19 protein-coding genes and 1 pseudogene are annotated in these 24,586 nt (G+C 47.2%); 9 read left to right on the forward strand and 11 right to left on the reverse strand.

All coding sequences use genetic code 11. The features are described 5' to 3' along the window. Nucleotides 1-13: 13 nt before the first annotated feature. The 8 genes from vexC to A6A26_RS21620 all read right to left on the reverse strand — a co-directional run bounded on the left by vexC (nt 14) and on the right by A6A26_RS21620 (nt 9,937). Entirely contained in the window at nt 14-709 is a 696-nt protein-coding gene (gene vexC / locus A6A26_RS21585; protein ID WP_063880650.1) for a Vi polysaccharide ABC transporter ATP-binding protein VexC, read from the reverse strand. A 27-nt stretch (nt 710-736) separates the two neighbouring features. Continuing rightward, nucleotides 737-1,579: a Vi polysaccharide ABC transporter inner membrane protein VexB gene (gene vexB, locus A6A26_RS21590; protein WP_283350752.1), complete on the reverse strand. Its 843-nt coding sequence runs from the start codon at nt 1,577-1,579 to the stop codon at nt 737-739. Continuing rightward, a complete protein-coding gene (vexA, locus tag A6A26_RS21595; RefSeq protein WP_305790314.1) occupies nt 1,542-2,597 on the reverse strand; it encodes a Vi polysaccharide ABC transporter protein VexA in 1,056 nt (351 codons plus the stop codon). The genes vexB and vexA overlap by 38 nt, the downstream gene beginning before the upstream one ends. A 50-nt stretch (nt 2,598-2,647) precedes the next feature. Beyond that, nucleotides 2,648-4,387 (reverse strand): Vi polysaccharide biosynthesis glycosyltransferase TviE, encoded by a 1,740-nt coding sequence (gene tviE / locus A6A26_RS21600; protein ID WP_063880651.1) that lies wholly within the window; start codon nt 4,385-4,387, stop codon nt 2,648-2,650. A gap of 2 nt (nt 4,388-4,389) precedes the next feature. Continuing rightward, a complete protein-coding gene (locus A6A26_RS21605) occupies nt 4,390-6,873 on the reverse strand; it encodes a hypothetical protein (protein ID WP_063880652.1) in 2,484 nt (827 codons plus the stop codon). 31 nt (nt 6,874-6,904) lie between these two features. After that, nucleotides 6,905-7,951 carry an NAD-dependent epimerase/dehydratase family protein gene (locus A6A26_RS21610; protein WP_063880653.1) on the reverse strand — a complete coding sequence of 349 codons (1,047 nt, stop codon included), beginning with the start codon at nt 7,949-7,951 and terminating at the stop codon, nt 6,905-6,907. A 2-nt stretch (nt 7,952-7,953) separates the two neighbouring features. Continuing rightward, nucleotides 7,954-9,231 (reverse strand): Vi polysaccharide biosynthesis UDP-N-acetylglucosamine C-6 dehydrogenase TviB, encoded by a 1,278-nt coding sequence (gene tviB, locus A6A26_RS21615; protein WP_063880654.1) that lies wholly within the window; start codon nt 9,229-9,231, stop codon nt 7,954-7,956. 172 nt (nt 9,232-9,403) lie between these two features. Then, nucleotides 9,404-9,937: a Vi polysaccharide biosynthesis protein TviA gene (locus tag A6A26_RS21620; protein ID WP_063880655.1), complete on the reverse strand. Its 534-nt coding sequence runs from the start codon at nt 9,935-9,937 to the stop codon at nt 9,404-9,406. A 1,518-nt stretch (nt 9,938-11,455) separates the two neighbouring features. On the opposite strand from A6A26_RS21620, the gene ompC reads away from it, so the two are divergent. Then, the gene (gene ompC, locus A6A26_RS21625; RefSeq protein ID WP_063880656.1) at nt 11,456-12,556 is read left to right on the forward strand and encodes a porin OmpC; all 1,101 of its coding nucleotides are present in this window, start codon (nt 11,456-11,458) and stop codon (nt 12,554-12,556) included. Between the two features lie 686 nt (nt 12,557-13,242). Here the strand turns inward: ompC and A6A26_RS21630 are convergent. Beyond that, complete coding sequence (locus A6A26_RS21630; RefSeq protein WP_063880657.1) at nt 13,243-16,344, reverse strand: efflux RND transporter permease subunit; 3,102 nt, start codon at nt 16,342-16,344, stop codon at nt 13,243-13,245. 681 nt (nt 16,345-17,025) lie between these two features. On the opposite strand from A6A26_RS21630, the gene A6A26_RS21640 reads away from it, so the two are divergent. The 3 genes from A6A26_RS21640 to A6A26_RS21650 all read left to right on the forward strand — a co-directional run bounded on the left by A6A26_RS21640 (nt 17,026) and on the right by A6A26_RS21650 (nt 19,538). Next, nucleotides 17,026-17,565, forward strand: a complete 540-nt coding sequence (locus tag A6A26_RS21640) for a GNAT family N-acetyltransferase (RefSeq protein WP_063880658.1) — start codon at nt 17,026-17,028, stop codon at nt 17,563-17,565. Nucleotides 17,566-17,775: 210 nt separating this feature from the next. Then, complete coding sequence (locus A6A26_RS21645) at nt 17,776-18,474, forward strand: response regulator (RefSeq protein WP_063880659.1); 699 nt, start codon at nt 17,776-17,778, stop codon at nt 18,472-18,474. Further along, nucleotides 18,471-19,538 (forward strand): ATP-binding protein, encoded by a 1,068-nt coding sequence (locus tag A6A26_RS21650; protein WP_063880660.1) that lies wholly within the window; start codon nt 18,471-18,473, stop codon nt 19,536-19,538. Before A6A26_RS21645 ends, A6A26_RS21650 begins: the two co-directional genes overlap by 4 nt. Here the strand turns inward: A6A26_RS21650 and A6A26_RS21655 are convergent. Beyond that, complete coding sequence (locus tag A6A26_RS21655; RefSeq protein WP_063880661.1) at nt 19,535-20,479, reverse strand: ATP-grasp fold amidoligase family protein; 945 nt, start codon at nt 20,477-20,479, stop codon at nt 19,535-19,537. The genes A6A26_RS21650 and A6A26_RS21655 overlap by 4 nt on opposite strands. A 478-nt stretch (nt 20,480-20,957) precedes the next feature. Here A6A26_RS21655 and A6A26_RS21665 point away from each other — a divergent pair, with 478 nt between their 5' ends. From A6A26_RS21665 to A6A26_RS25835, 5 genes and pseudogenes are all read left to right on the forward strand, one after another. Beyond that, nucleotides 20,958-21,956 (forward strand): siderophore ABC transporter substrate-binding protein EitA, encoded by a 999-nt coding sequence (locus tag A6A26_RS21665; protein ID WP_063880663.1) that lies wholly within the window; start codon nt 20,958-20,960, stop codon nt 21,954-21,956. Beyond that, nucleotides 21,956-22,993 (forward strand): FecCD family ABC transporter permease, encoded by a 1,038-nt coding sequence (locus A6A26_RS21670; protein ID WP_063880664.1) that lies wholly within the window; start codon nt 21,956-21,958, stop codon nt 22,991-22,993. The genes A6A26_RS21665 and A6A26_RS21670 overlap by 1 nt, the downstream gene beginning before the upstream one ends. Further along, nucleotides 22,993-23,754 (forward strand): siderophore ABC transporter ATP-binding protein EitC, encoded by a 762-nt coding sequence (locus A6A26_RS21675; RefSeq protein ID WP_063880665.1) that lies wholly within the window; start codon nt 22,993-22,995, stop codon nt 23,752-23,754. Before A6A26_RS21670 ends, A6A26_RS21675 begins: the two co-directional genes overlap by 1 nt. Before the next feature lie 71 nt (nt 23,755-23,825). Then, nucleotides 23,826-23,984 (forward strand): annotated as a pseudogene (locus A6A26_RS26100) (MFS transporter); the annotation flags it as partial. A 21-nt stretch (nt 23,985-24,005) separates the two neighbouring features. Then, nucleotides 24,006-24,191: a hypothetical protein gene (locus A6A26_RS25835; RefSeq protein WP_156506691.1), complete on the forward strand. Its 186-nt coding sequence runs from the start codon at nt 24,006-24,008 to the stop codon at nt 24,189-24,191. A gap of 3 nt (nt 24,192-24,194) precedes the next feature. Here A6A26_RS25835 and A6A26_RS21685 read toward each other — a convergent pair whose 3' ends face one another. Further along, nucleotides 24,195-24,449: a FaeA/PapI family transcriptional regulator gene (locus A6A26_RS21685; RefSeq protein ID WP_063881235.1), complete on the reverse strand. Its 255-nt coding sequence runs from the start codon at nt 24,447-24,449 to the stop codon at nt 24,195-24,197. Between the last annotated feature and the right edge of the window lie 137 nt (nt 24,450-24,586).

Genomic DNA, 24,586 nt, shown 5'->3' on the forward strand with positions numbered 1-24,586 from the left:
GTCTAAGTTCTGTTTATATATCAAAGGTATTATCATCTGCAGATATCAACGCCTCACTTGACTGATATCGCTCAAAAAGCGCAGTGGCATGTTCTAACGTTGAACACCTTATGATTTTTCCATGCAACAGTACGCCAAAGGCGCGACAATGCTGTTTGATAAGGCGGGGGTTTCGGGTTAATACAACCAGCCCTTTTTTTTGTAATTCGCGGGAGAGCGCCGTCTGCATGCGCTGTTGTGACGCGCTATCACCGGTATAAAGTTTGTCATCAGCGACATAAAGGCGACAGGGAAGTAACAGGTTAATGGCATAAGCAAGATGAGCTTTCATCGTAACAGAGTAACTACTTACTTTATCCGCATAGCGCTGTTCAAGTTGAGTGAGCTGATAGCAGAAATGGGAAAACTCATCCCCGTCCAGGCCATAAAAACTGGCCATCATGCGCGCATTTTCTTCACCCGTTAAACCAGGCAAAATAAAGCTGTTGCCGCCCAGCGGCAGCGCATCCCCTCGCTCGCCCAGCAAGCATCCCTCATCAGGGAGATCAATTCCGCATAGCAGCCGGGTTAACGTCGTCTTTCCCGAGCCTGGCGCTGCCAGAATACCGATACGATCCTGATAATCCATCACAAAGTCCATATTATTTAAGATGATCTGGAGACCGTGAGCAGTATCAAAATAGCGGGTACAATTTAATAAACCGAACACGAGCTCGCCTCTTCGATAAATAAAAAATCAGTTATTATGAGTGCTGAGAATCAAGCGAAAGGCTAACCCAGCCAGAAATAACGTTGCGCAAAATGCTAGCGGGTACAGCGGTTCAAGGCAAAAAGATTGATAGCCATCGAACATGCCTTCCCTGACAATTTCGTTAGCATGAAGCAGAGGATTCCAGCTAAGCACATTCAATACGGAATAAGGTAATTCGTTCGCGGTATAAAATACGGCCGATATTAAAAACATGGGTCTGAGTACGACGGGCAGAGCCTTATAAACCAGCGGAAACCGGTCAGACAAAGCATCACAAAAGTAACCAAAAGAACACCCCAGAAGCCATGCCATAAACATTCCGTTGAAAATCAAAAGCGGTTTATGGATTTCCCAATGAGAGAAAAAAAGAAAATTAATTGATGAGACGATGATGTAAATAATGACGGCATTTATAAATTCAACCGATGCTAAAGCAAACATAACAAACTTTCTTTTTACCGGCAGGACAACAATCAGTGACATATAGAAAGAACGCGTGCGCATTGTAGCGGTAATGGTATAGCGAAATAACAGGTAGGGTAAAATCCCTGCAATCACAAAACTCACATCGTCAGTAAAAATCGGTACTTTCCGCGATAAAAGTTGAAAAGAGATTACCGTGATTGTAATCCATGCAAGGGGAACAGCCAATACCATGACATAGCTTAATACATTATCATTAAATCTCGCTCTTAAATCGCGTGACATTAATAAGATAATTAGCTCGTAACATGAAATGAAATTCCTGAAACGTTCAGAACATTTTTTCGAGATAGCCATATATCTATGTTTATAGCGCATTGGTGCTACGAGATAAGAAAGCGCCAAACGCAGCCTGAACCTTAGCAAGGTCAGTTAACGAGGCGTTAGAAATATAGATGACGTCACCATCCGCTATCTTAAGCTTTCTGGCACGAAACACTGAATCAGGCAGGCTCATATCAACATGATAGATATTGGGCTTACGTCCCTGCTGACTCGCCAGCTGCGTTTCGTTATGTTTAAACAGAAAAACAGCTTGAGGATCGGCAAGTTTATCGTTCAGTCCTTTCGCCAGCGCTATAGCATCCAGGATGCTGGAATCACGTTTTACTAAAGCATGCTTGCCCTGAATGCCCGCCGCGCCAAGGACATTCACATAATCAGTGACCTGACGCACGGTAATACGATCGTCTGGCTGTAACGCAATATCCAGGGCGGGTTGCTGATAAAGATCGGCGAGCCGCACCCGGAAATTATGCTGCTGGCGGGTGACACTGATTTCCGTCATCTCCGCGCTGGCATTCTCCATGTTTGTTGCCGCCAGAAAATGACTCAAATGATTCATGCTCTGATCGAGAGGAAAGCGCCCCATTTTTCCACTACTACCTTCCAGCGTTACCATGGCGCCAGTTCGGGCAGTCAGTGTGACTAAAACCTGTGGATTTAGCACTACGCGTGAAAGTCGCTGGGTAATCTCGTCCGCGAGCTGTCTGACATTGAGATGATTAACGGCGATTGTTCCTGCATAAGGCACCCGAACCGTTTGATCATCAGCCACGAAAATATTGTCGAAATCAGCGCGATCGCCATTTGAGTTATCGGATAAATAGCCCGCGCCCCCCGAAGATAAAATGGTGATATGGAGGACATCACCTGCAGTAAGCGAGGTCCATTGCCAGTCAGTATCGTTAAAAATGGCATCGGGTATATTATGCTGTGATATATCAGAATCGTTTGTTTTAAAAGCCGGTGTCACTTCTATCAGGCTAAACGCGGGATCGTCATGGTGAATAAGGCTGGATTTAAATGCAGCTCTTGGGATCGTACACCCCGAAAGCAATCCAGCCACAATAACTACAAGCATGATCTTTTTCATAAAACTCATTTACATTAAGTGAGAGCCATTCAATAAACTCAGTTGAATGACTTAGGCATGGCAGTAATGGTTCGAATAAAAGATCCCACCATATTTTCTACAGAAAAACGTTCCTGCAAAAAGGCCTGTGTTTCCTCACAAACACAGATTCTGCCTCGCGATAAGGTGCTCAACTGCCTGGCATAGTGGCAGGCCTGCTCCAGATTAACCTCCAACTCATCATCCAGAATGTAGCCAGAAACACCTTCAATAAGACATTCTGCGGAGCCGCCGGCTGGCGTTGACACGACGGGCACGCCCGCCATTTGTGCTTCGATCAGAACGTTTGGCAGGCCTTCATAGCGGGAGAAGAGCATAAAAACGTCCATTTTTTTTAGCCAATAGCCTACGTCACGTGAAACACCGACAAACAGAATACGCGCCAAAATGCCAAGTCGTTCAGCCCGTTGCTGAGCTTCGGCACGCAGTTCACCATCGCCGACTAAAATAAATCGACTGCGGGGATACTGCTTCAAATAGTTAGCCGCGAAGTCGATCCAGACAAACGGACTTTTATCGCTAACGAAACGAAAAACTCCGCCGATTGTCGTGTCGGCATCTTTTGTTTTCTGCATAAATGCTTGCCAGATTTTATCAGGAACCGCTGACGATGCTTCAGTGGCAGGTGGCGAAACCCCGTTATATACCACCTGGAATTTACGTTCATCCAACTGAAGCCAGTCAGCGTAACGCCGGGCGACGCAATAGTTATTACTCATAAAATCTACGCCCGGGATTTGCGCCAGCGCTTGATAGAGAGGTTCATATTCCGGTTTAAAAAGTCGTTTTCTTACTATCGGCGGTAATCCTCGCAATCCCAGTTGGATACGGGGAACACCTGTAATCAGCGCCGCCAGAGCCACGGTCAGACAGGCACCATCTTGCCAGATGGACAGGTAATCAGGCTGCCGCTGACGAAGATGCGGCACCAGACGCTTAATACCGTAGTTACACTGTGGGGGAAGATGAGAAAGCAGTAAACGCAGTTCAGGAGAATCAACCGCAGTATCGTCAAAAACGTTAACGGTTATCTTTGCCATTTCAAGAACGTCAACTTGCGCATCCTGCACTTCTTTCAGGAAAAAATTCTGCTTTAGCGCCGGAGAAAGAGAGCGAATGATCAATTCGACCGGTTCCTCCACTTTCCATCCGGCTATCTCACCTTGTTCCTGATATTTTTTGGTTATTTCAATCGCCAGTCTCGAAATTTGCCGTTCAGCGCCACCACTGCCTAGCGAACCTGTACACAATGAAAGTCGTCCTAATCGTCCACTGGGAAGTTCGCGGATCTGCCGGTGGCGATATGACAATATGGCATACTTCATGGCAATAATGCGGGTATTCGTTCCCGCTGTAATAGCTTTGCCTTCATATTCTTCTAGTAAATTGCAGATCTTATTAATTTTGGCTAAATAGTTTTTATATTCTTTTAATGTTTTTTCTTCAATACCGCTAAGGATAAGCTGAGCATCTTTTGCCAGCCCACGATTAAACAATCGTCGGGCATATTCGTAACGCGCTTCATCACTATTTTGAGCAACTAATGCGTCATAAATTTTGTACGCGCGTTCTGTTTCATTAAGATCGTACAAGAATTCAGCTTTTTTTAAGGCTGCCGATGCGGTTATATTCTCTTCTGGAAATAAACGATCAATAAGGGATATCCCTTCCGATATTTTCCCTTCTTTTTTAAGCAGCGTAATTTCCTGCATCAATTTTTTTAGGTTCGTATCAAACATAATTAGCGCCTCTTACCAGACAAGCTTTTTTGCAGCATTACCTGACAAGTGGCAATTTTCCTCGTGACAGAATCCGTCGGACCACCTACTTTTTCCAGTCGTTGCCAGTATAATAATGCCTGCTCATAGTCTCGCTGATGCATTGAATTTAATGCGACGTATTTTAATGCATATGTGTTTTCGTTATCGAATATAAGCAGCTTTCTGGCATAATCCAGATTTTCTTTGGATGTCATCATGCTGCCGTCTTGTTTCATCGACTCATCAAATAAACGAACAATTTGCTTATATTCACGCATCAACCGCTGAGCGTCGGGATCGATGCGTTTCATTTTAATGAGTAGGGATAATGCCTCATCCAGACGACCTTCACTTTTCTTTTGACGAACATATTTAAGCGCCCTGGTCGCGATATGACGGCACTCTTTTTCAAATAAGAGGTTGATTGAAGGCGTTTGGAAAGATTGTGAAATCTCCATTAATTCGGTTATACGATCAACGAGAAACGGCACATCACTGATATGGCGCATGCTACGTAATGTCATTGCCTGCAAGCTGGTGATATTCGGATTGCGCATTAATGTCATATGAGACAAAACGCATGCCTCTTGCCATAACTCACTATTAATGAGTGCGCGCGCGCAATAAATAGCACTCACAGGATCGTATTCTAATAAAGGCCAGACAATCCTCACACCGACTAAAATATCCTCATACTCTTTTTCTTCATACATTTTCTTTAACTTATCACGCCATGTCTTTTTTATAGAGTTATTCAGGCTTGTGATATGAGGGTAAACAGAAGATGCGGAACAGGCGTAAACTAAAGAGGTGCTCAGCGTGGCAAAATCATCAGCCGAATGAAGTGATAACGCCATATTCTTCCACATCATAAAAACATTATGTAATTTATTTTTAAATGAGGTGCTCAACGTTAAATGATGGCTCAGGTTTTTAATACATGAAGCCGCACTGATGATAAGCCCAGTATCCGTAATCGTCGTTAACGCTGACAACACGAACGCAGACTCACGCTGTAATAACCACTCTAATGTTTGCTTAAATATCGCTTCATCTTTGAAGGAAATTGACAACGATAAGCCTGTTTCCATAAAGCTCTCGTTCAGGCACTGCGACTGTACGCCCGCATGAAACGCCTCAGAGAATGCCGTACCCTCGGAGAAATATTGCGTGCTGTTGAGGAATTTTACCCATCCTGATGGCGTAGCGGAGTTCATTAGCAATACCCGCTTCCAGTAATGATATGACCGTTCAAAAAGTTGCAGTGCGTCGGCTGAGTCCGCTGCAACTGTCAGAACGTCTTCATCCTCAATTTCATTTGAAAGCATCATTTCAGCCGTAGCCAGTGCCTCTTCCCAGTGCCCTAATCCATGCAGGGCTGTCAGTCGGCAGCGCAAGGTGCTGTCGGTCGTTCCAATCATTTTTTCAACATCAATAATGTCCTGACAGGCCTGCTCAAAGTAACCCAGCCGGCTAAAGATGACCGAACGCAGTTGTAATAAAATCGGGTCACGCTGATTGTTTCGCAGTGCGGCAAATAACGTCTGTGACGCGCCAACGATGTCATTTCGTGCCAGGAGTTTATTGACAGACACACTGAGTTCGAACATTTGATCTTGTAGCTCATGTCGCGTGTCATCCATGTGATGAATTTGGCTGTAGATCACATCTTTAAAGATTGCCGCTACAATCGCATCACCAAAGGAATCGGTATAGTGTGTAAGATCCTCACCATTTTTTTCCAGTGCCCTTTTCTGCCCCCACTTTGCCATCAGATAGGTGGGATTAATGCAGGGAATGCCCATTCTGCTGGCGCTGGATTCTACCTTTTTGATGAGTCTGGCTCGCGACGGTATTGGTGATCCCGTATGGGTAAGGCCATTAATGTGCGTCATGAACATGACATGGTCATGCCCCAGGAGCCGAACGATTTCGCGCATGTCCTGTTCAATGGCCTCTTCATCCATCTGTTCAACGCGAATGCTTTTCAATAAAGCCCTGTCACTTTCCGGCATCGTGGCATAGCAGGGTTCAGCTTCCAGGTACGCAGACAGTTTCTGATGATTTTCTTTTGTCGCGAGAGACCAATAAATACGCGCCCGCTCAGGCTTGCTAAAAAAATCATAAAAATGTCTGGTTAAGTAATTTATTTGTAGGCAATAATCATAAGCCATAACCTTCTTTTGGCTTGATATTTCAACGAGATAAAAATCAGAAGGCGTGTGGATCTCATTTTTGATATCACGTACAGCAGGGCGAAAAATAAAAGGCTGTACTTTTTCCGGGATATCATGCTCTCCCAGAATAAAACGAATCTGCTGTAAGGCTTCACTGCTGGTATGGGTAAAGCCATAAATTTTTTTAAAATTAGCTTCAAAGTTAAAATAAGGTTGAGCTCGCTTAATGGGATTGACGATTCGGCAACTGCCAATCGGTGTAAGCGTAAGCATCCCTGTCGATTTCATTATTTTATTCCACGATCAAGTCAATAAATACTTACGAGACAGGGTATAATTCATCCTGTTTATCGATATACCATTTCACGGTAAATTTAAGCCCTTCTTTAATTTCAAACTCGGGCTCATAAGAAAGAAAACGTTTAATCTTGCTAATGTCAGCCTGGCTATGCTTGACATCACCGTCACGAAAACCCTTATAGACAGGCTCACGGAAATTCTTATTATCTTGCCAGTTATTTAATTCATCACGAAGGTAATAATAAAGTTCGTTCAATGTCGTTCTGTCACCAACTGCCACATTATAGACCTGATTTTTTGCAGCGACATTTTGTGTTGTAGCTGCAAGAAAGTTTGCCTGAATCACGTTTTGTATATAGCAAAAGTCGCGACTGGTTGAGCCATCACCATTAATACAAACCGGCTCGTTCTTAAGCATTGATAATATCCAGCGAGGGATCACTGCCGAGTAGGCACCCTTCGGATTCTGGCGACAACCAAATACATTGAAATAGCGCAAACCAATGCTTTGAAAACCATAATTACGCGCAAACACCTCTGCGTATAACTCGTTAACATATTTCGTCACCGCATAAGGGCTTAATGGCCGGCCAATATGCTCTTCAACTTTGGGTAACGCGGGATGATCGCCATAAGTGCTACTGCTTGCGGCATAGGTAAAACTAGCCACTTGCGAATCTCTCGCCGCAGTAAGCATATTCAGAAACCCATCAATATTTGCGCTATTAGTCGTGACAGGATCTTTTAGTGAACGCGGTACGCTTCCCAAAGCCGCCTGGTGAAGTACGTAATCCACATTTTCACAGGCTTTCTGGCAAGTCTCAAACGACCTGATATCGCCATTAATAAACGTAAAACGCGACCATTGTTCATCGCTGACGGTAGAGCGAACGTCATCCAGGTTATGCTGATAGCCAGTCGAAAAATTGTCCAGCCCAACCACGGTTTGGTTTAGACATAGCAATTCTTCCAATAAAGCTGAGCCAATAAAACCTGCCACCCCGGTGATTAGCCACCGTTTTGGTTCGAGAACCAAATGGATTCTTAATTCATCATAAGCAGTCATAATTACAACCTCATATCTGATTGCTCAGCCGGAAGCACATATTTCAGGTCGTAGAGTACATGTTTATCCTTTCCGTAATCGCGAATATCATCAACGCTCATCTGTTTAAACTGCTCATGACCCACGGCCACAACAATGGCATCATAAAAATCGGCTTCAATCGCCTGAATAGTTGAAATACCGTATTCTCGCGTGACTTCTTCAGCATCTACCCAAGGGTCAAAAACATCCACTTTGCAATTATAATTTTCTAATTCTTTCACAACATCAATAATTCTTGTATTTCGGATGTCCGGGCAGTTTTCTTTAAACGCGAAACCCAGGATGAGAACATTTGCCCCTTCAATATTTATTCCTTTTTTGATCATTCCTTTTATTAACTGTCCGGAAACATAGCCTCCCATATTATCATTCAGGCGACGACCAGCCAGAATAATTTCTGGATAATAACCAATGCCTTGAGATTTATGCGTCAGATAGTAAGGATCGACGCCGATACAATGTCCGCCTACTAATCCCGGACGAAACGGTAAGAAATTCCACTTACTTCCTGCAGCGCGCAGGACCGCTTCAGTATCGATGTCTAACCGATTAAAAATAATCGCCAGTTCATTGATCAACGCAATATTTAAATCACGCTGGGTATTTTCAATCACTTTTGCGGCTTCAGCGACTCGGATACATTCCGTTTTGTAGGTGCCTGCTTTAATGATTTCCTTGTAAAGGCCATCAACCAGATCGGCTGTTTCGCTTGTTGAACCTGATGTGATTTTTTTAATATTGGTAAGACGATATTTTTTATCACCCGGATTAATACGCTCAGGGCTGTAACCAACGAAGAAATCTTTATTGAACGTCAAACCGGACGTACGCTCAAGCACAGGAACGCATTCTTCTTCAGTACATCCCGGATAGACCGTTGACTCATAAACGACAATGTCACCTTTACGAATCACACTTCCCACCGTTTCACTCGCCTTAATCAATGGCGTAAGGTCTGGCTGCTTATATTCATTAATAGGCGTAGGAACAGTGATGATGTAAAAATTACAATGTTTAATGTCATCAATTGAGGAGGTCAATTCGAGATGACTGGCATCGCGCAACTCCTCTTTCGTTGTTTCAAGATTAACATCTAACCCTTCGTTAAGCTCAAGAATACGTTTATCATTTACGTCAAATCCAACTACAGGTCGTTTTTTACCAAACTCAACGGCCAACGGTAATCCAACGTACCCCAGGCCAATAATGGCAATTTTAACATCATCTTTGGTGATCACTCGTAATAATCCTTTGCTTAATCGTAACTTTAAAATAAAAACAAGCCCTGACACTTATTTCAACCACGCTACCGCCCTTAGCTGATAATGCTAATGATTAGAGAACAGCAATTTTTGATGTTAACTTTTTAGGTCAACACTCTTTATCAACTCTGGTTCTAACGATTTTTTATTAAGTAAGCTTTTCAGGTATTAATAAATGCCGGGGCTCTTTAACGCCGAATTTTTCAGAAATACACTTTCGCCATCTGTAAACTGTAGAGGGCGAGTTTATAAATCTTTCCGTCAACTCTTTCATACCCGATTCGTAAAGAAAATATTTCATGGTTATAATGTCTTTACGATTGACTTTCACTGTAGATCGGACGTTGATATTAGCTATCTTCTCGCCCGGCTGATGCTGAATTAGTTGCCTGACGATATTATCAGGCATATCGAAACAACTAAATGCTGCAATTATGTTGTCATTTTCAGCTAACCAAAACTCAGCAAGAGGTGATAGTCGAGGACTAGAAATTATCACAATCTTTTTTCTTAATTCATTTGCATGCGAAAAAAAATGAAATGAAGAAATTAAGCTGTATGCATTTAAATTAACAAAAAAGTAGTTTCTTTCATTTGTTTCTACTGCCAAATAATCAATCAAGCCTTTTACACCAGCGCCAAAATAGATATCATTTGGCGGCCAGTAATACCGATATCCCATACTGGGCCCCCGAATTAAACAAAAATAATTTTGCCTGCATTGGAATTTTTAAGATAGTAACAATGTCACACTATTTTTGTCTTCATAGGTTTTCTTTAGAAGTGTATATATTTCTTTAGGAATATTCACACAGTGAAAGCGCAACTTCAAACCAAATAGCCTCATAGATTCTGACTATCAGAATATATCTCTTTGTTTGAAATGGCCGTCTACATTAACGACACTTTTTACTTTAAAAAGGTATTTCTCATTATAATTGGGTTTGGGATTTTCCATGTGCCCTTCGGATTATTACTAATATAATAAGCATCCCAACGAGCAATGAAACATTTACTTACAATTTATCGACCACAGGGTGTCGTTTTTTGTATTTAACATTCCATTAATATGTTGCTCGGTGTTTATATTGATGTTGCCAGAGTGGAAAGTTTGTTATCAATGCAAATCATTTTTTCAATTTCGTTATTTCCGACTGTGTTTGTAATTGTCCACTCACAAGTAAATGAGTTAGACCTGTAACAGGTTGAGTGGATTGTTTGCCGGGATGCCCTCATGGTTATGAAAAAAATCCGCAACATCTCATTTCCGTAAACAGAATATGCTGCCGTTCTTCGTTCTCGTGGAACCACTAAAAGATAGATTAGCAGAACCGTTAGCGGCAGCGCTGGTTACTCTTTTACGCTGAGTGTGGAGACATACAGGTTAGTTCGTCATTAGCTTGATACGGGCACGTGCATATGAGAGGGCTATTGAGATCCTGACCATTAACCTTCTTAACGACAACGGTTACGAGACCTGACGTTTCAACCCTGGCGCTGGCCGGTCTCTGGTAGTTATAACTTATGCATGTCTCTGACCTGGGCAGAACACTAAAATCTGCTTCGCAGGCAAAGCATGCCCGTCGTCAGGTAAACGTTCGCTATTGCTGAAGTAAAGCATCCTAAAAACTCGCTTTATCGAGCCTTTTCCTGTTGGCATTTATCACTCATTACCTGTTCAATAAGCGAGCTTTGGGGGGATCTTGACACTCTTCATATCTGTTGTTTTATCGTTCGTCTCCTCCCACCCTTAAAGACCTGATAACGCGTTACAGCGCTTAAAACCACTATTCACCTGAAGGTTGAGTCATTCAGTGTCAAATTCTTTATTTTCTGTTAATTTTTTAGTCATAAAAAAACAATACGTAAACTTCACAACTTTATGTGAAACATAAAAATACAGCAACAAACAACAAATAAATTAAAAATCTATTATTTATTTAATACACGCAGCCAATTTAAATAAAACACAATAGCCAAATTTAATAAAATGAAAAGTCAAAATAAAAACACCATTAAAAATAACAAAAAAAGTTCCTCATCAGGATCCAGATCATATAAACACAAATAAACAAAAAGCACATGAAACTTATTATTGAATTTGTACCGCATTGTCATTTAAAAGTAGTGAGCCATTTAAGCGCGCCTCATCCATCAATGGCTCAGGTAAATACAAAAGATAAATAAAAGGACTTCTCACATGAAACTTAAATTAGTTGCAGTGGCAGTAACTACATTGTTAGCAGCAGGTACAACAAATGCTGCTGAAGTTTATAACAAAGATGGAAACAAACTTGACCTGTACGGCAAAGTACAGGGCTTACATTATTTCTCAGGTGACAAAGGTGAAGATGGTGATCAGTCCTATGCTCGTCTGGGCTTTAAAGGCGAGACGCAGATTACCGATCAACTGACTGGCTTTGGTCAGTGGGAATACAATATGCAGGCTAATAAAACGGAAAGTGACAACGATCAGTCATGGACCCGCCTGGGCTTTGCAGGTCTGAAATACGGTGACTATGGCTCGTTTAACTATGGCCGTAATTACGGTGTGGTTTACGATGTGACCTCATGGACCGATGTGTTACCTGAGTTTGGCGGCGACACTTACGGTTCTGATAACTTTATGCAGCAGCGTGCCAACGGCCTGGCGACCTACCGTAACACCGACTTCTTCGGTCAGGTTGACGGCCTGAACTTTGCCTTGCAGTATCAGGGCAGAAACGGGGGCAATAACGGAGAAGGCGCCACCAATAACGGGCGTGCCGCTGCGAAGCAAAATGGTGATGGCTACGGTGCGGCTGTAACCTATACCTTCTGGGACGGTATCAGCGCAGGTCTGGCCTATTCTCACTCCAAACGTACACTGGATCAAAATGGTCTGGCACTGGGTGAAGGTGATAATGCCGAAACCTATACCGGCGGTTTGAAATATGATGCCAATAATATTTACCTGGCAGCGCAGTTCACTCAGACCTATAACGCCACCCGCATCGGTAATGGTGCCATCGGTTTCGCTAACAAAGCGCAAAATTTCGAAATGGTCGCGCAGTACCAGTTCGACTTTGGCCTGCGTCCAACCCTTGCTTACCTGCAGTCCAAAGGCAAGGATATTGAAGGCAATTTTGGCGACCAGGATCTGGTGAAATACGTGGGCGTGGGCGCGGCCTATTACTTCAACAAAAACATGTCAGCGATTGTCGATTATAAAATCAACCTGCTGGATGACAATGACTTCACCAACGCAGCCGGTATCTCAACGGATGATATCGTTGCTGTAGGTCTGGTTTATCAGTTCTGATAAGACCTTACTCGTACAAAGCCAGCTCCTGTGGGCTGGCTTTTCTGTATTCACTCAGGTGAAAGAGGAAAGCCCTGCAAAGGTTTAGCGGACATTGCCTGTGTGGAAAGTGTCAGTTTCTCCTGCAGGCCGACAGGCTGGATATGTCTGCCTGCCATTGCACGCGGTGCCAGAAAGGGTCGGGCGGCATTGCCATGTATCCTGAGCGACCCGCGCGCCTGACATCGTCGGCCAGTTAAGCGTCCCTTTGCATTTCCCCTTGTCTTCAGGCGGCAAAGCGTATTTGTGGCGGCCCGCCAGCGTTTATACGCACTCTCTGCGCCAGCGGCTTTATTCCCCGGACACAGCCTGCCCTGATGAAAGATGAGCTCCGTCGTCTGGCTTTAGCGGCTGAAATCGCCACCGAGACACAACCTGCATTTTGATGACTTCAGTGACTTCGGTGACGTTGGTGACTGACCGGACACTATGCCCGTTTTAGCGATAGGGCGTTCGCCTTCATAAACGCACGCCGCCAATCGTGGTAATCCACATCATCACAGCCCACCGGACAGGCCGCGCCGTATAGCATGAGGCTCTTGAACGGTTTTTATACTTTCATGGCAGGCCTGGCAGCGATGCAGACGGAAAGGACGCGACAGCATACCGGGTTCAGGCTTGCCATCACGTCCGTTTTTCAAGGACTGTTAAGACCTTTTACGCGCCAACTTCTCTGTGACTTTCATAACGGAAAAGTAGAACAGCGGTACAAAGAATATTGCCAGCAGCGTGCCGCTGATCATGCCGCCAAACACGCCGCTGCCAATCGCCTGCTGCGTTCTGGCACTGGCCCCGCTAGCCAGCATCAATGGCATCACGCCTAACGTGAAAGCAAGTGATGTCATCAGGATAGGTCGTAAACGCATACGCGAAGCTTCCAGCGTTGCCTCAACCAGCCCTTTTCCCCCTTCGTGCATCTGTTTAGCAAATTCGACAATCAGAATGGCATTTTTTGCGGACAGTCCAATGATAGTGATCATGCCGACTTTGAAGAAAACATCATTCTGCATATTCATCAGACTGACGGCAATGACCGCGCCCAGCAGCCCAAGTGGCACAACCAGCATAACGGAGACCGGGACCGACCAGCTCTCATAAAGGGCTGCCAGCACCAGGAACACCACCAGCATGGACAGCACCATCAGCATCGGCGCTTCGGAAGCCGATTGCTGCTCCTGCAACGAGCCGCCGGTCCACTCAATCGCGAATCCTTCAGGTAGCTGTTTAGCCAGGCGACTCATCTCGTTAAGCGCATCGCCGCTTGAATATCCTTGTGCGGGATTACCGTTTATCTTTATGGACTGATAGCCCTGATAGCGGACTAACTGCAATGGTGCTGTTTCCCAGTCGGCATGAACAAATTCAGAGAGCTGAACCATCCCGCCCGTCGCATTACGAACATACAATCCGAGTATATCGTCGAGCTGCATACGATATTTCGCGTCGGCCTGAATGATGACCTGCTGCATACGATCGCTGTTTGGGAAATCATTAACGTAAAGCGACCCCATCGCACCGGACAGCGTCTGGCTGATTTCGTCAAAAGAAACCCCCATGGCAAAGGCCTTTTGCCGATCGATATTAAGCCTGATCATCTGCCCATCGGGTAAACCGTCAACGTACACATCCCGCACCACATGGCTTTTCGCCGCCAGGGCCAGTAGCTGCTCTTCCGCCTGTTTCAGCGCTGCATAACCTTTACCAGCATGATCCTGCAGGCGAAGGGTAAAACCCGATGAATTACCCAGTCCGTCAATGGCCGGCGGGATGAGGTTGAAGGTATCCGCGTCGGGATTAGCCGACATCACTTTCTGAGCACGTTCGGCTTCGGAAAAGGCAGTGGCCCCCTGCCGTTCGCCCCAGTCTTTTAACGTCGTGAAGGCCATTGCGGAGTTGGGGCCGGACCCCGCAAAGCTGAAACCCATAATCGCGATGCTTGACTGGATAGCGGGGCTTGAAAGCACCTGCTGTTCGAACGCTTTAACCACTTTTAGCGTGCGCTCACTCGTAGCGTCTGACGGTAGCTGAATAGAGGTCATAAAGAATCCCTGGTCCTCTTCCGGCAGAAACGAAGAAGGCAGGTTTTTCATCGCAAGGACAAGCAGCAGACACAGGGCCAGATAAACCCCCAGTGCGCCGCCCACCCGTTTTAATAAGCGGCTTACGCCGCGACCATAAAGGTGAGTCATGGCGGCAAACTTATTGTTAAACCAGCCAAAAAAGCCTCTTTTCTGATGGGCATGCTTATCAGTGGATTTTAACAGCGTGGCGCACAGCGCAGGCGTCAGACTGAGCGCCAGGAAGGCAGAGATTAAGATGGAAACCGCCATGGAGAGCGTAAACTGCCGGTAAATCGCCCCGACGGAGCCGCTGGCCATCGCCATGGGAATGAAGACGGCACTCAGCACAAGGGTGATACCGATTACCGCACCGGTTATCTCTTTCATCGCCTTTTGCGTCGCTTCTTTTGGACCGAGCCCCTCTTCCGCCATGATTCGCTCGACGTTTTCAACCACCACTATCGCATCGTCAACGATAATCCCTATCGCCAGAACCATACCGAACATGGTTAACACGTTGACCGAGAAACCGGCCAGCAGCATAACGGTAAAGGTGCCCAGCAGGGCGATGGGCGCAACGATGGCAGGGATAAAGGTATAGCGAACGTTCTGCAGGAACAGGTACATCACCAGGAAGACCAGAATCATGGCTTCTATAAAGGTATGAATCACCTTCTCGATAGAGATCTTCACAAACGGCGTGGTATCAAAAGGAATGCTGTAAGCCATGCCCTCTGGCATTGCCTGCCTCAGCTCGTTCAGGCGGAGTTTGATCCGCTCTGCGGTTTTTACCGCATTTGCGCCGGACGAAAGCTGGATAGCCGCGGCGGTCGAAACATGTCCGTTTTCACGGCTGGCAAAACTGTACGTTTGTGAGCCGAGTTCCACTCGCGCCACATCGCTCAGTACCACGCGTGAGCCATCCGGATTTGCGCGCAGGGTGATATTCGCGAACTCCTGCGGTGAACCAAGCTGTCCTTTAACCAGTAATGGATAGCTAACCTGCTGACCGGCAACCGCTGGCGAGTCGCCGGTACGTCCGGGCGCAATCTGGGTATTTTCGGTAGTAATGGCCCGACTGACATCGCTGATGGTCAGGCGATACTGGCTAAGCCTTACCGGGTCCACCCAGATTCGCATCGCTTTCTCTGCACCAAACAGCTGAACGCGACCGACGCCCTCAACCCGACGAAGCTCTTCTGAAATATTACGGGAAAAATAATCGCTGAGATCGGCCTCGGTAAGCTTGCCATCTTTCGACGTCAGTCCGACGATCATCAAAAAGTTAGCACCTGAGGCTTCAACGCTCAGTCCATTCTGCCGCACGACCTGCGGCAGCCGCGACTCAATCACTTTGATGCGGTTTTGCACGTCCACCTGGGCCAGTTCAGGATCGGTGCCTGGCGCAAAGGTCACCGTTATCGTCGCCATGCCACTGGTATCGCTGGACGATTCGTAATACAGCACATGCTTAACCGATGAAAGCTCGCGCTCAATCAGCGCCACCACACTGTTATTCATGCTTTCCGGCGTCGAGCCTGGATAAGAAGCGTTAATGCTGATGGTTGGCGGTGCGACCGAGGGGTAAAGTGCGACAGGCAATTTTGGAATGGAGAGCAGACCAAACAAGATAATAAAGACGGCAATTACCCAGGCAAAGATGGGTCGATTAATAAAAAACTGAGGCATGATTTACCCTGACTAAACAAAAGAAAGATGCTGGCCAAAACCCTCATCTGTTGTGCTGTTATTCACGCGCCCTCGCGTGATTTCTGATGTAAAACGTTGTCCGTCAAACCAACATCATCGTGACTGGCTTGCCTGCTGTATGCGTTCACGGCTCCCTGAGTCGGCGCAGAGCAGCCTTATATAAAAGCCGGGTTGCGCGGCCTCCCCGGCAGGCCAGTGCATGGTTAGCCACCGCCTCCCAGAGCGTTTTCTGGGCTGTACGCCCGGCAGAACGACTGAGGGGTTTCACAGGACGGTACGGCGTCGCTATGACGCTTTTCCCCTGAACGGTCATATAAGGATGTTGTGATAAAACTGTTGCGGGATTTAAACCGATGGCGAACAGTAAAAAAATAAAACACAAAAGTTTAATTTTATTAAATTCCGGGGCGTCATCACACATACTCTCTAATAATGCGCATTATTCCGGAGTGTAATCCGTTAACAATGACCTATTATGTAAAATTTATGGAGAGAGTATGGATGCGTAAAAGTTAAAAAAATTTATTCATAAAGTAATATATTAGATAGACAACCTAAAAGCGCAGGACGTAATATACGCCAAAATTCATTCATTAAACAGATTAATACAGCACAGGACAAAAATAACCCTCCTGTCTATTTCACCGGGAAAAATCTGATATGAAAATAGCCGAATCCGAAAGGTTAATCATCAGAAAATTTATGGAACAGGATGCGGCGGGCCTGTTTGCGTATTTATCCGATCCTTACCCAGCCTGTTTTTTGGATGAGAAGCTGGAGGATTTTGCCGCCGCCGTGCAGGAAGCAAAAAACAGAAGCCGCGACGCGACGCAGTTTGCCCTGTGTCTGAAACAGACGGATGCCTTAATCGGCCATTTTTTTGCCTCTAACGACGACGAACCCGACGCGGAGACAATGAGCGTGGGATGGTATCTTAATCCTGAATATCATGGTCATGGCTTTGCTCAGGAAGCCGCAACCTGCCTGTTTAATTACTTATTCAAGGTGAAAAATGTGAGGCGCATTTACGCCTACGTTGCGGATTATAACGACGGATCGCAAAAGTTATGCCAGCGTCTGGGAATGCGGCTGGAGGGCTGTTTCAAAGAGCATGTGTCATTTACTGATGATGACGGTATAACCCTCTATGAAAACACGCTGATTTTCGCCATCTTGCAGAAAGAGTGGTGCGGACGCTGATAGCGTTCCCCGTCGCCGCATCACCGCGCGACCCGGTCACCTCGCGGTGTGCGAATGGCAGGCAGGTCGTTTTATTCTGCTGCCCGGCCCGGTGCTTTTGCTGGTCTGCCTGTACTGACAGGCGTAATGTTCCTGATGCAAGGGCGAGCTTAATGTCTGACTGTGCTGCCCTCATCATCCGCAACAGGTTTTATTCACCTTGAGGGCGTTATGAGTAACGATAATCTAATCCTGGTGGCAGAGGATGACTTTGAAATTTCTGATATCTTAATCAGTTACATCAAACGCGCCGGAATGAAAGCCGTACATGCGGCAGATGGCGAAAACGCCCTGGCCTTAATCAAAAGCTTACAGCCTGACCTGGTGCTGCTGGACATTCAACTGCCGTTAATCGATGGCTGGAACGTGCTTTCCACCTTGCGTAAAGACAGCAACACGCCGGTAATTATGGTTACCGCGCTGGATCAGGATATCGATAAACTGATGGGGCTTCGCCTGGGCGCGGATGACTATATTGTTAAGCCCTTTAACCCGTCGGAAGTGGTCGCCCGCATCGAAGCCGTTCTGCGCAGAGCCAAAACGCAGGCCCCACCACAAACCCTGATAAGAACCCGCTTTATGACCATCTATCCCGATGAGTTCTCTGTTGAGATCCACAGCGATGGACAGACGTTTACACCCGTTCTGACGACCACAGAATTTAAGCTGCTAACGCACATGGCAAAATATCCCCGTAAAGTCTTTAGCCGCGAAGAGTTGCTTAATGCCTGCCTGCCCGAAAGCGATACGCTCGACAGAACGGTAGACAGCCATATGAGCAAGTTACGTAAAAAATTTGAAAGCTGTGGTTTATCCGGCGTGCCAGAAAGTATTCGTGGAATAGGCTATCGCCTGGGTGAACAGAAGTGAATAAAGACAAAGCGCTCAGTCGGCAAATCCTCCTGTTTATGCTGTCTCTGACATTTACCATTATTATCGTGGCCGTGGTGGGCTCCTACCTGTTTTACAGCTTTATCATCGATAATTTCCCCGGCGGTTTATCCGCCAGCAACAGTGAAAGCATGACGGTCTTTGACTGGGTCTGGATAGCGATCAGCTCTGTAATCAGCTTCCTGATTGCCTTACTTTTTGCTTTTAAGCTCTCCGCTAAAATACTGAATCCACTCAGCTCCGTTGCTACCAGTTTACGCCGCATTTCTCAGGGGGATTTAAGTGCCCGCGCCGCTAACAGTCAGAGCCGCCTTGGTGAGGTCAATATTCTGGTCAGAGACTTTAACGAAATGGCAGAAAAGTTGCAGACGCTGGATAACGAACGCAAGTCCTGGAATGCCGCGATTGCCCATGAGCTCAGAACGCCCGTCACGATTTTACGCGGCAGGCTACAGGGACTGGTAGAAGAGGTATTTGAGCCCGATCCGCAGCTGTTTAAAAGTCTTTTGCGGCAGACAGAGGGATTATCCCGGCTTATCGACGATTTACGCGTCGTGGGGGCGGCAGAAGGCGGTTCTTTTATGCTGGATGTTAAACCCGTCGCCTTTAACGACGTGCTGGAGAACGTTAGCGCCTCGTTTTGCCATCAGTTTAGCGAGCAGGGATTTAACCTGATCATTGAGCAAAATACTGCCGTTACGCAATGTGATCCGCTGCGGATTATTCAGTGCCTGACCATCTTATTTGATAACGCACTTAATTACGCCACGCCGGGCGTCATCCGGGTGCGCAGCGGACACCGGGACAACACGTTTTTTATTGAGGTGGAAGATGCTGGCCCCGGCGTGCCCGAGGATTTCCAGCGTCATATGTTTGAGCCATTTCAACGCGGCACGGCGGGACGGGCGATAAACCCAGCGGGATGTGGGCTGGGTTTATCGGTCGCGAAGGCCATTATGCAGGCCCACGGTGGCGACATCAGTTATCAGACCTCCTCTCAGGGCGGTTCACTGTTTTTACTGCGCTGGCCCGTTGCCCTTTAGCGTAGATCCACCGCTGGGCTGGAAGGAAAGCGGTGGGTTTTATGGTACGCCTGCTGTTGCCACATCGCGCCAAGCTTAGCATCCCATTCCTGAGGCAGGATTTTGAGCTTGCCGCGCTGGGGCGTTAAGGTTATTTCGCTGAAGTACAGGCTGTCGTCTTTGAGCATTATATCCACTCTGCAGTAGTCAATGTCTTTTGCCAGCGCCTGGGCAGCAGAGAGTGCGCGATAGAACAGCGCAGGTTCCGGTATCGAAGCAGGATGGTTGGGATACTCAATCTGGAATGGCTGCAGTTCCCATTTTCTGTTGTAGACATTCACATATTCCCTGCCCTGCTCATCGGTGAAGTCGGCTTCAATAAAACTCGCACAACCCGCAAAGCAGTGGATACGCAACATTTCAGGCGTCGTGCCTCTGTCCCGCCCCTCGAACAGCTCAATATATTCTTCACAAAGAAGGGTTGGCACGATGTCTTTGTATTGCCATTCTCGTGTGCAGTAATACATATTTTTCTTCATGGCCAAATCCAGCGTTAATAACGCGGCTTGCGTATTGAACGTACCTTTATCTTTGCAAATTATCGTGCTGCCACTGTCGTGGTTACACTTAATAACGAAGCTATTTGGCAAGGTGTTAAAATCGATATCTCTGGTGTTTTTGTAGGTATTAATTAACGGCGCAATCATCAGTTCATCGGTTCGACTGAGCACATATTCACGCACGGTGAGTTTATCTGCCAGCTGCGTATAAAGCGGGTTTCTGTCATAAATCAGTCGATAGCACATTTTTTCATTCAGCGTGACAGGATGAATCAGATTCGGCTCTCTGTTTAGCAACGTGCGCAGTCGTTGCGTATGAAAACGTGTGTCATTGATGAGGAAATACCTCGCGACTTTGAGGTTATATTCCACATATTTAGCGATGTAGTTCAGCGTATTCATTTCATCCTCCACGAAAGTGGCAGGATGATAAGCAGAATAGATTGCTGGAGTTTGTGTGGATGATGGAGCAGAGATGGAGCAGACGGGCCCTGCCGATAGCGTTGCGGACGTTGCCCAGGCAGCAGCCAGGTCATTTGGCGCTGTACGCACCTGCGGCCGGGTCAACCCGCGCCCCGGAACGCCCTGCCGTCGCGTTTATCACGTTTCATATGGTTAATATTATTTTATCTATCATAAGGTTAATCATCACCACCTTCACTTCTGCGGATTATTTACGCCCCTGTTTTAGCTCAATGTTATTTATTTCTATAGCCACTGGTCAGGTTACGTCTTTTTAATCACTCAAGTTATTTTTATACATTTCGGCAAAAAGATAACCCATTTAATAATGATTTCTATTTACATTTTATGTCTGATAAAATTCGCCGCGCCAGAATGTTAAAAGCACGCAGTCTCATTTTATTGATGGACAAAACAAATGAAAAAAATGCTTAGCCTGTTGAGTTTTATTTTCCTGACGACGAGTTCCGCCTGGGCAACCACTTATCCTCTGACGATTGAAAACTGTGGTCAGAAAGAAACCTTTACTAAAGCACCCGAACGCGTGGTGGCGCTTGGGCAGAATACCGCTGAGATTCTGCTGCTGCTGGGACTGCAGGATAAAATGGTTGCCAGCGCATTCTGGCCGACCAAAGTCTTACCCCAGTTAGCGGAACAAAACGCCAAAGTGCCGGTACTGACGGTGGAGATCCCCACGCTGGAGTCCATCCTGGCGAAGAATCCCGACTTTGTTGCCGCACAAATTCAGTTGCTGATGGGGCCTAACAGCAAGGTCGCCAAACGTGAAGACTTTGAGTCAGTGGGGATGAATACCTATCTGTCTCCGGGCATGTGTGCCACCAAACAGAACACCGGCGACATTTACGGTAGCCGTGCCACGCTGTGGAATATGTCCTACGTTTATGAAGAGATTGCCGATTTTGCCAAAATCTTTAACGTAGAAGATCGCGGCCAGCAGGTGATCAACGACTTCAAAGCCCGCGAAAGCGCCCTGAGAAAAGCCTTCCCGAAAGGCAAGAAAGATCTCTCCTTCCTGTTTTGGTTCTCCAGTTCCTCGCCGTCTGCCGATGCTTACGTGGGCGGTAAAAACGGCGCATCGGGTTTTATTGCCAATGTGTTAGGCGGTCATAACGCGATTACCACGGAAACAGAGTGGCCCACCGTGAGCTGGGAAAGCATTATTGCCACCAATCCGGATGTCATCGTGGTCACCAGCCTTGACCGTAACCGCTGGAAACTGGATAACGCCGAAGAAAAGATCAAGTTCCTGAAAAGCGACCCGGCGGTCAGCCAGCTGGATGCCGTGAAGAAAGGCCATATTGTGGTGATGGACGGTCAGGCGATGAACCCGACGATCCGGACAATTTATGGTGCAGAACAGGTTGGCGAACAGTTACGTAAGATGGGCCTGAATTAATGCGTGAAGAGGTTGTGCTGGTGCGACGTAATGTGAGCTTTATTGCTATCGCGCTCATCGCCATCGTCGTGCTGTTTGTCGTTATCGCGCTGGGCGTCAGCGTGGGCGAACTGTCGATACCGTTGAAATCGGTGATGTATACCGTGACCAATAAACTGGGTATGACGGATGTGCCCGTTAATCGCATTCATGAAAGCGTTATCTGGGATTTCCGTTTAAGCCGGGCATTGGTTGCGGCGCTGAGCGGTGCGGGCCTGGCCATTTGCGGCGCCGTCCTGCAGAGCCTGTTGAAAAATGCGCTGGCCGAACCCTATGTGCTGGGCGTTTCGGCTGGCGCATCAACAGGTGCGGTGTTGATCGTGGTATCGGGCGTCGGGGCCGGCGCCATCTCGCTGTCTCTGGGTGCCTTTACCGGTGCCTTTGCCGCTTTTGCGTTTGTTGCTCTGCTGACCAACGGCGCGCGCGGCGGAACAGAACGTACCATTCTGGCCGGTGTGGCGGCATCGCAGCTCTTTAATGCCATTACCGCTTACACTATCAGTACCTCGGCTAACGCCCAACAGGCACGTGACGTGATGTTCTGGCTGCTGGGCAGCTTTAGTGGCGTGCGCTGGCCTGAGTTTCAGTTGGTTCTGGTGATTGTGCTGATCGGCTTAGCGGTCTGCCTGTACTACTCCCGCGCGCTGGATGCCTTTACCTTTGGTGACGACGCAGCGGCCTCGCTGGGTATTCCGGTCGGCGTGGTCCGTCTGGTGCTGTTCACCGCGACCGCCCTGATGACCGCCACGATTGTCAGCATGGCAGGCTCGATCGGCTTTGTCGGTTTGGTCGTTCCCCATGTGATGCGCTTCTTTTTTGGGCCGCTGCACAGCCGGTTGCTGGTGGCCTGTGCCATTGCGGGCGCAATTCTGATGGTGCTGGCGGATATCGCATCACGCATGTTGATTGCGCCACAAAGCCTGCCGGTTGGCGTAGTCACCGCGCTGGTCGGCGTGCCTTTCTTTGCAATTATTATTTATCGCTCCAGGACGCAATAATGAGCATCAGCGCGCAAAACCTTACCTGGAAGGTAGGGAAAAAAATTATCGTTAACGATGTCTCCCTGGCGGTGTCACCGGGCGAAACCGTGGGTTTGCTGGGGCCGAACGGCTCCGGCAAGTCGTCACTGTTGCGCCTGCTGGCTGGCCTGCGTAAGCAACATAAAGGCAAGGTACTGCTGGATGGCAAAGATCTGTCATCCATTGCCAGAAAGCAACTTGCCCGTCGCGTTGCCTTTGTGGAGCAACATGCGTTAACCAGCGCCAATATGACCGTACGTGACGTCGTGAAACTGGGTCGAATCCCGCATCATTCGCCTTTTTCCAGTTGGACGCATCAGGACGACGAGATAGTCGAAGCCGCACTGAAGCGCGTGGATATGTGCTCACGCTGCGATCAGGGCTGGCAAAGTCTTTCCGGCGGGGAGCGGCAGCGCGTGCATATCGCCAGAGCGTTAGCGCAGGCACCCAATGAAATTCTGCTTGATGAACCCACTAACCACCTGGATATTCACCATCAACTCCAGTTGATGAAGCTGATCAGCGAACTTCCGGTTACCAGTATTGTTGCCATCCACGATCTGAATCATGCGGCACTCTTCTGTGACCGGCTGATGGTGATGCTGGAGGGGGAACTGATTGCCCAGGGATCGCCAGATGAGATCCTGACCGAATCCCTGCTGTGGGAGGTGTTCAAGGTCAGAACTAAAATTGTGTCATCGCCAGTACATGGCAAGAAGCATATTCATTACTATGCCTGACGCCGCACTGCGTTTTTAAATCTGTGTCACCGTTTCCGCCGCGCCCGGCCTCCCGTTGATGGGCGCCGGTTCTGCCAGTCAGCCAGTTTGTCTTTGCTATCGGCTTCTATGCGCGGGTGCCCTTTCTGGCGCTCTTTCTGCGCAATGATATGCGCCTGTCGGGCAGCCTGAGTGGATTGTTCCTGGAGCTGCGCACCTTCTCGCAACAGGAGATGTTTCAGGTCGAGGGCGCTGCGCTGGCCGGAAATGTCATGATGGGCAACCCGCTTGATGCTGTGCTGACGCCGTCTCCAGAAGCCACCCTGGCCGGGTTACAGCTGGTTGGTTTCACTTTTCTGAGTGCTGTCGCCCTGCTGATTATTTGTCGCCTATTAAAGAATAAAAAGCAGGCCAGATCGCACCGCGTATTTTATAAGAACAGAGATAAGATGTATTAATTATTAAAGGATGAACCATTTGCAGGATTTACGTCCTGGCTCTTTTTTTAATAAGCCACTGTTTTCCAGCTTCAGTAACCAGTTTCTCGCGGCATAAATAGACATATCACATTCATCCGCAACGTCCCGGGTCACAATGCCTTCAGCCTGACGTTTAATCAGGCACATCATCACGTCTTTCATTTTGGGTTTTCTTTCCGTTTCCTGAAGCTGATTCCATTTCGCCTCACACTGAATTTTATATGCTAAATTTTTCATCGCTGGCTCCGTATAAAGGTCAAAACCTGACTTCATTAAAGAAATTAAACGCCCGGATAAGATCGCCTGTCTGTAACAGCAACAAACCTCACTGACGGCAATCTTACCGACGGCTTAATTTAACAATGACGCCAAAG

It is taken from the genome of Pantoea sp. OXWO6B1 (genome assembly GCF_001641135.1).
Lineage (GTDB): Bacteria > Pseudomonadota > Gammaproteobacteria > Enterobacterales > Enterobacteriaceae > Pantoea > Pantoea allii.

Excerpts from the sequence above, each read along its gene's own strand:
- vexA (WP_305790314.1), bottom strand. The coding sequence starts at position 2,597 with ATGCTTGTAGTTATTGTGGCTGGATTGCTTTCGGGGTGTACGATCCCA.
- tviE (WP_063880651.1), bottom strand. The coding sequence starts at position 4,387 with ATGTTTGATACGAACCTAAAAAAATTGATGCAGGAAATTACGCTGCTT.
- A6A26_RS21605 (WP_063880652.1), bottom strand. The coding sequence starts at position 6,873 with ATGAAATCGACAGGGATGCTTACGCTTACACCGATTGGCAGTTGCCGA.
- A6A26_RS21610 (WP_063880653.1), bottom strand. The coding sequence starts at position 7,951 with ATGACTGCTTATGATGAATTAAGAATCCATTTGGTTCTCGAACCAAAA.
- A6A26_RS21620 (WP_063880655.1), bottom strand. The coding sequence starts at position 9,937 with ATGGGATATCGGTATTACTGGCCGCCAAATGATATCTATTTTGGCGCT.
- ompC (WP_063880656.1), top strand. The coding sequence starts at position 11,456 with ATGAAACTTAAATTAGTTGCAGTGGCAGTAACTACATTGTTAGCAGCA.
- A6A26_RS21630 (WP_063880657.1), bottom strand. The coding sequence starts at position 16,344 with ATGCCTCAGTTTTTTATTAATCGACCCATCTTTGCCTGGGTAATTGCC.
- A6A26_RS21640 (WP_063880658.1), top strand. The coding sequence starts at position 17,026 with ATGAAAATAGCCGAATCCGAAAGGTTAATCATCAGAAAATTTATGGAA.
- A6A26_RS21645 (WP_063880659.1), top strand. The coding sequence starts at position 17,776 with ATGAGTAACGATAATCTAATCCTGGTGGCAGAGGATGACTTTGAAATT.
- A6A26_RS21655 (WP_063880661.1), bottom strand. The coding sequence starts at position 20,479 with ATGAATACGCTGAACTACATCGCTAAATATGTGGAATATAACCTCAAA.
- A6A26_RS21665 (WP_063880663.1), top strand. The coding sequence starts at position 20,958 with ATGAAAAAAATGCTTAGCCTGTTGAGTTTTATTTTCCTGACGACGAGT.
- A6A26_RS21670 (WP_063880664.1), top strand. The coding sequence starts at position 21,956 with ATGCGTGAAGAGGTTGTGCTGGTGCGACGTAATGTGAGCTTTATTGCT.
- A6A26_RS21675 (WP_063880665.1), top strand. The coding sequence starts at position 22,993 with ATGAGCATCAGCGCGCAAAACCTTACCTGGAAGGTAGGGAAAAAAATT.
- A6A26_RS25835 (WP_156506691.1), top strand. The coding sequence starts at position 24,006 with ATGATGGGCAACCCGCTTGATGCTGTGCTGACGCCGTCTCCAGAAGCC.
- A6A26_RS21685 (WP_063881235.1), bottom strand. The coding sequence starts at position 24,449 with ATGAAAAATTTAGCATATAAAATTCAGTGTGAGGCGAAATGGAATCAG.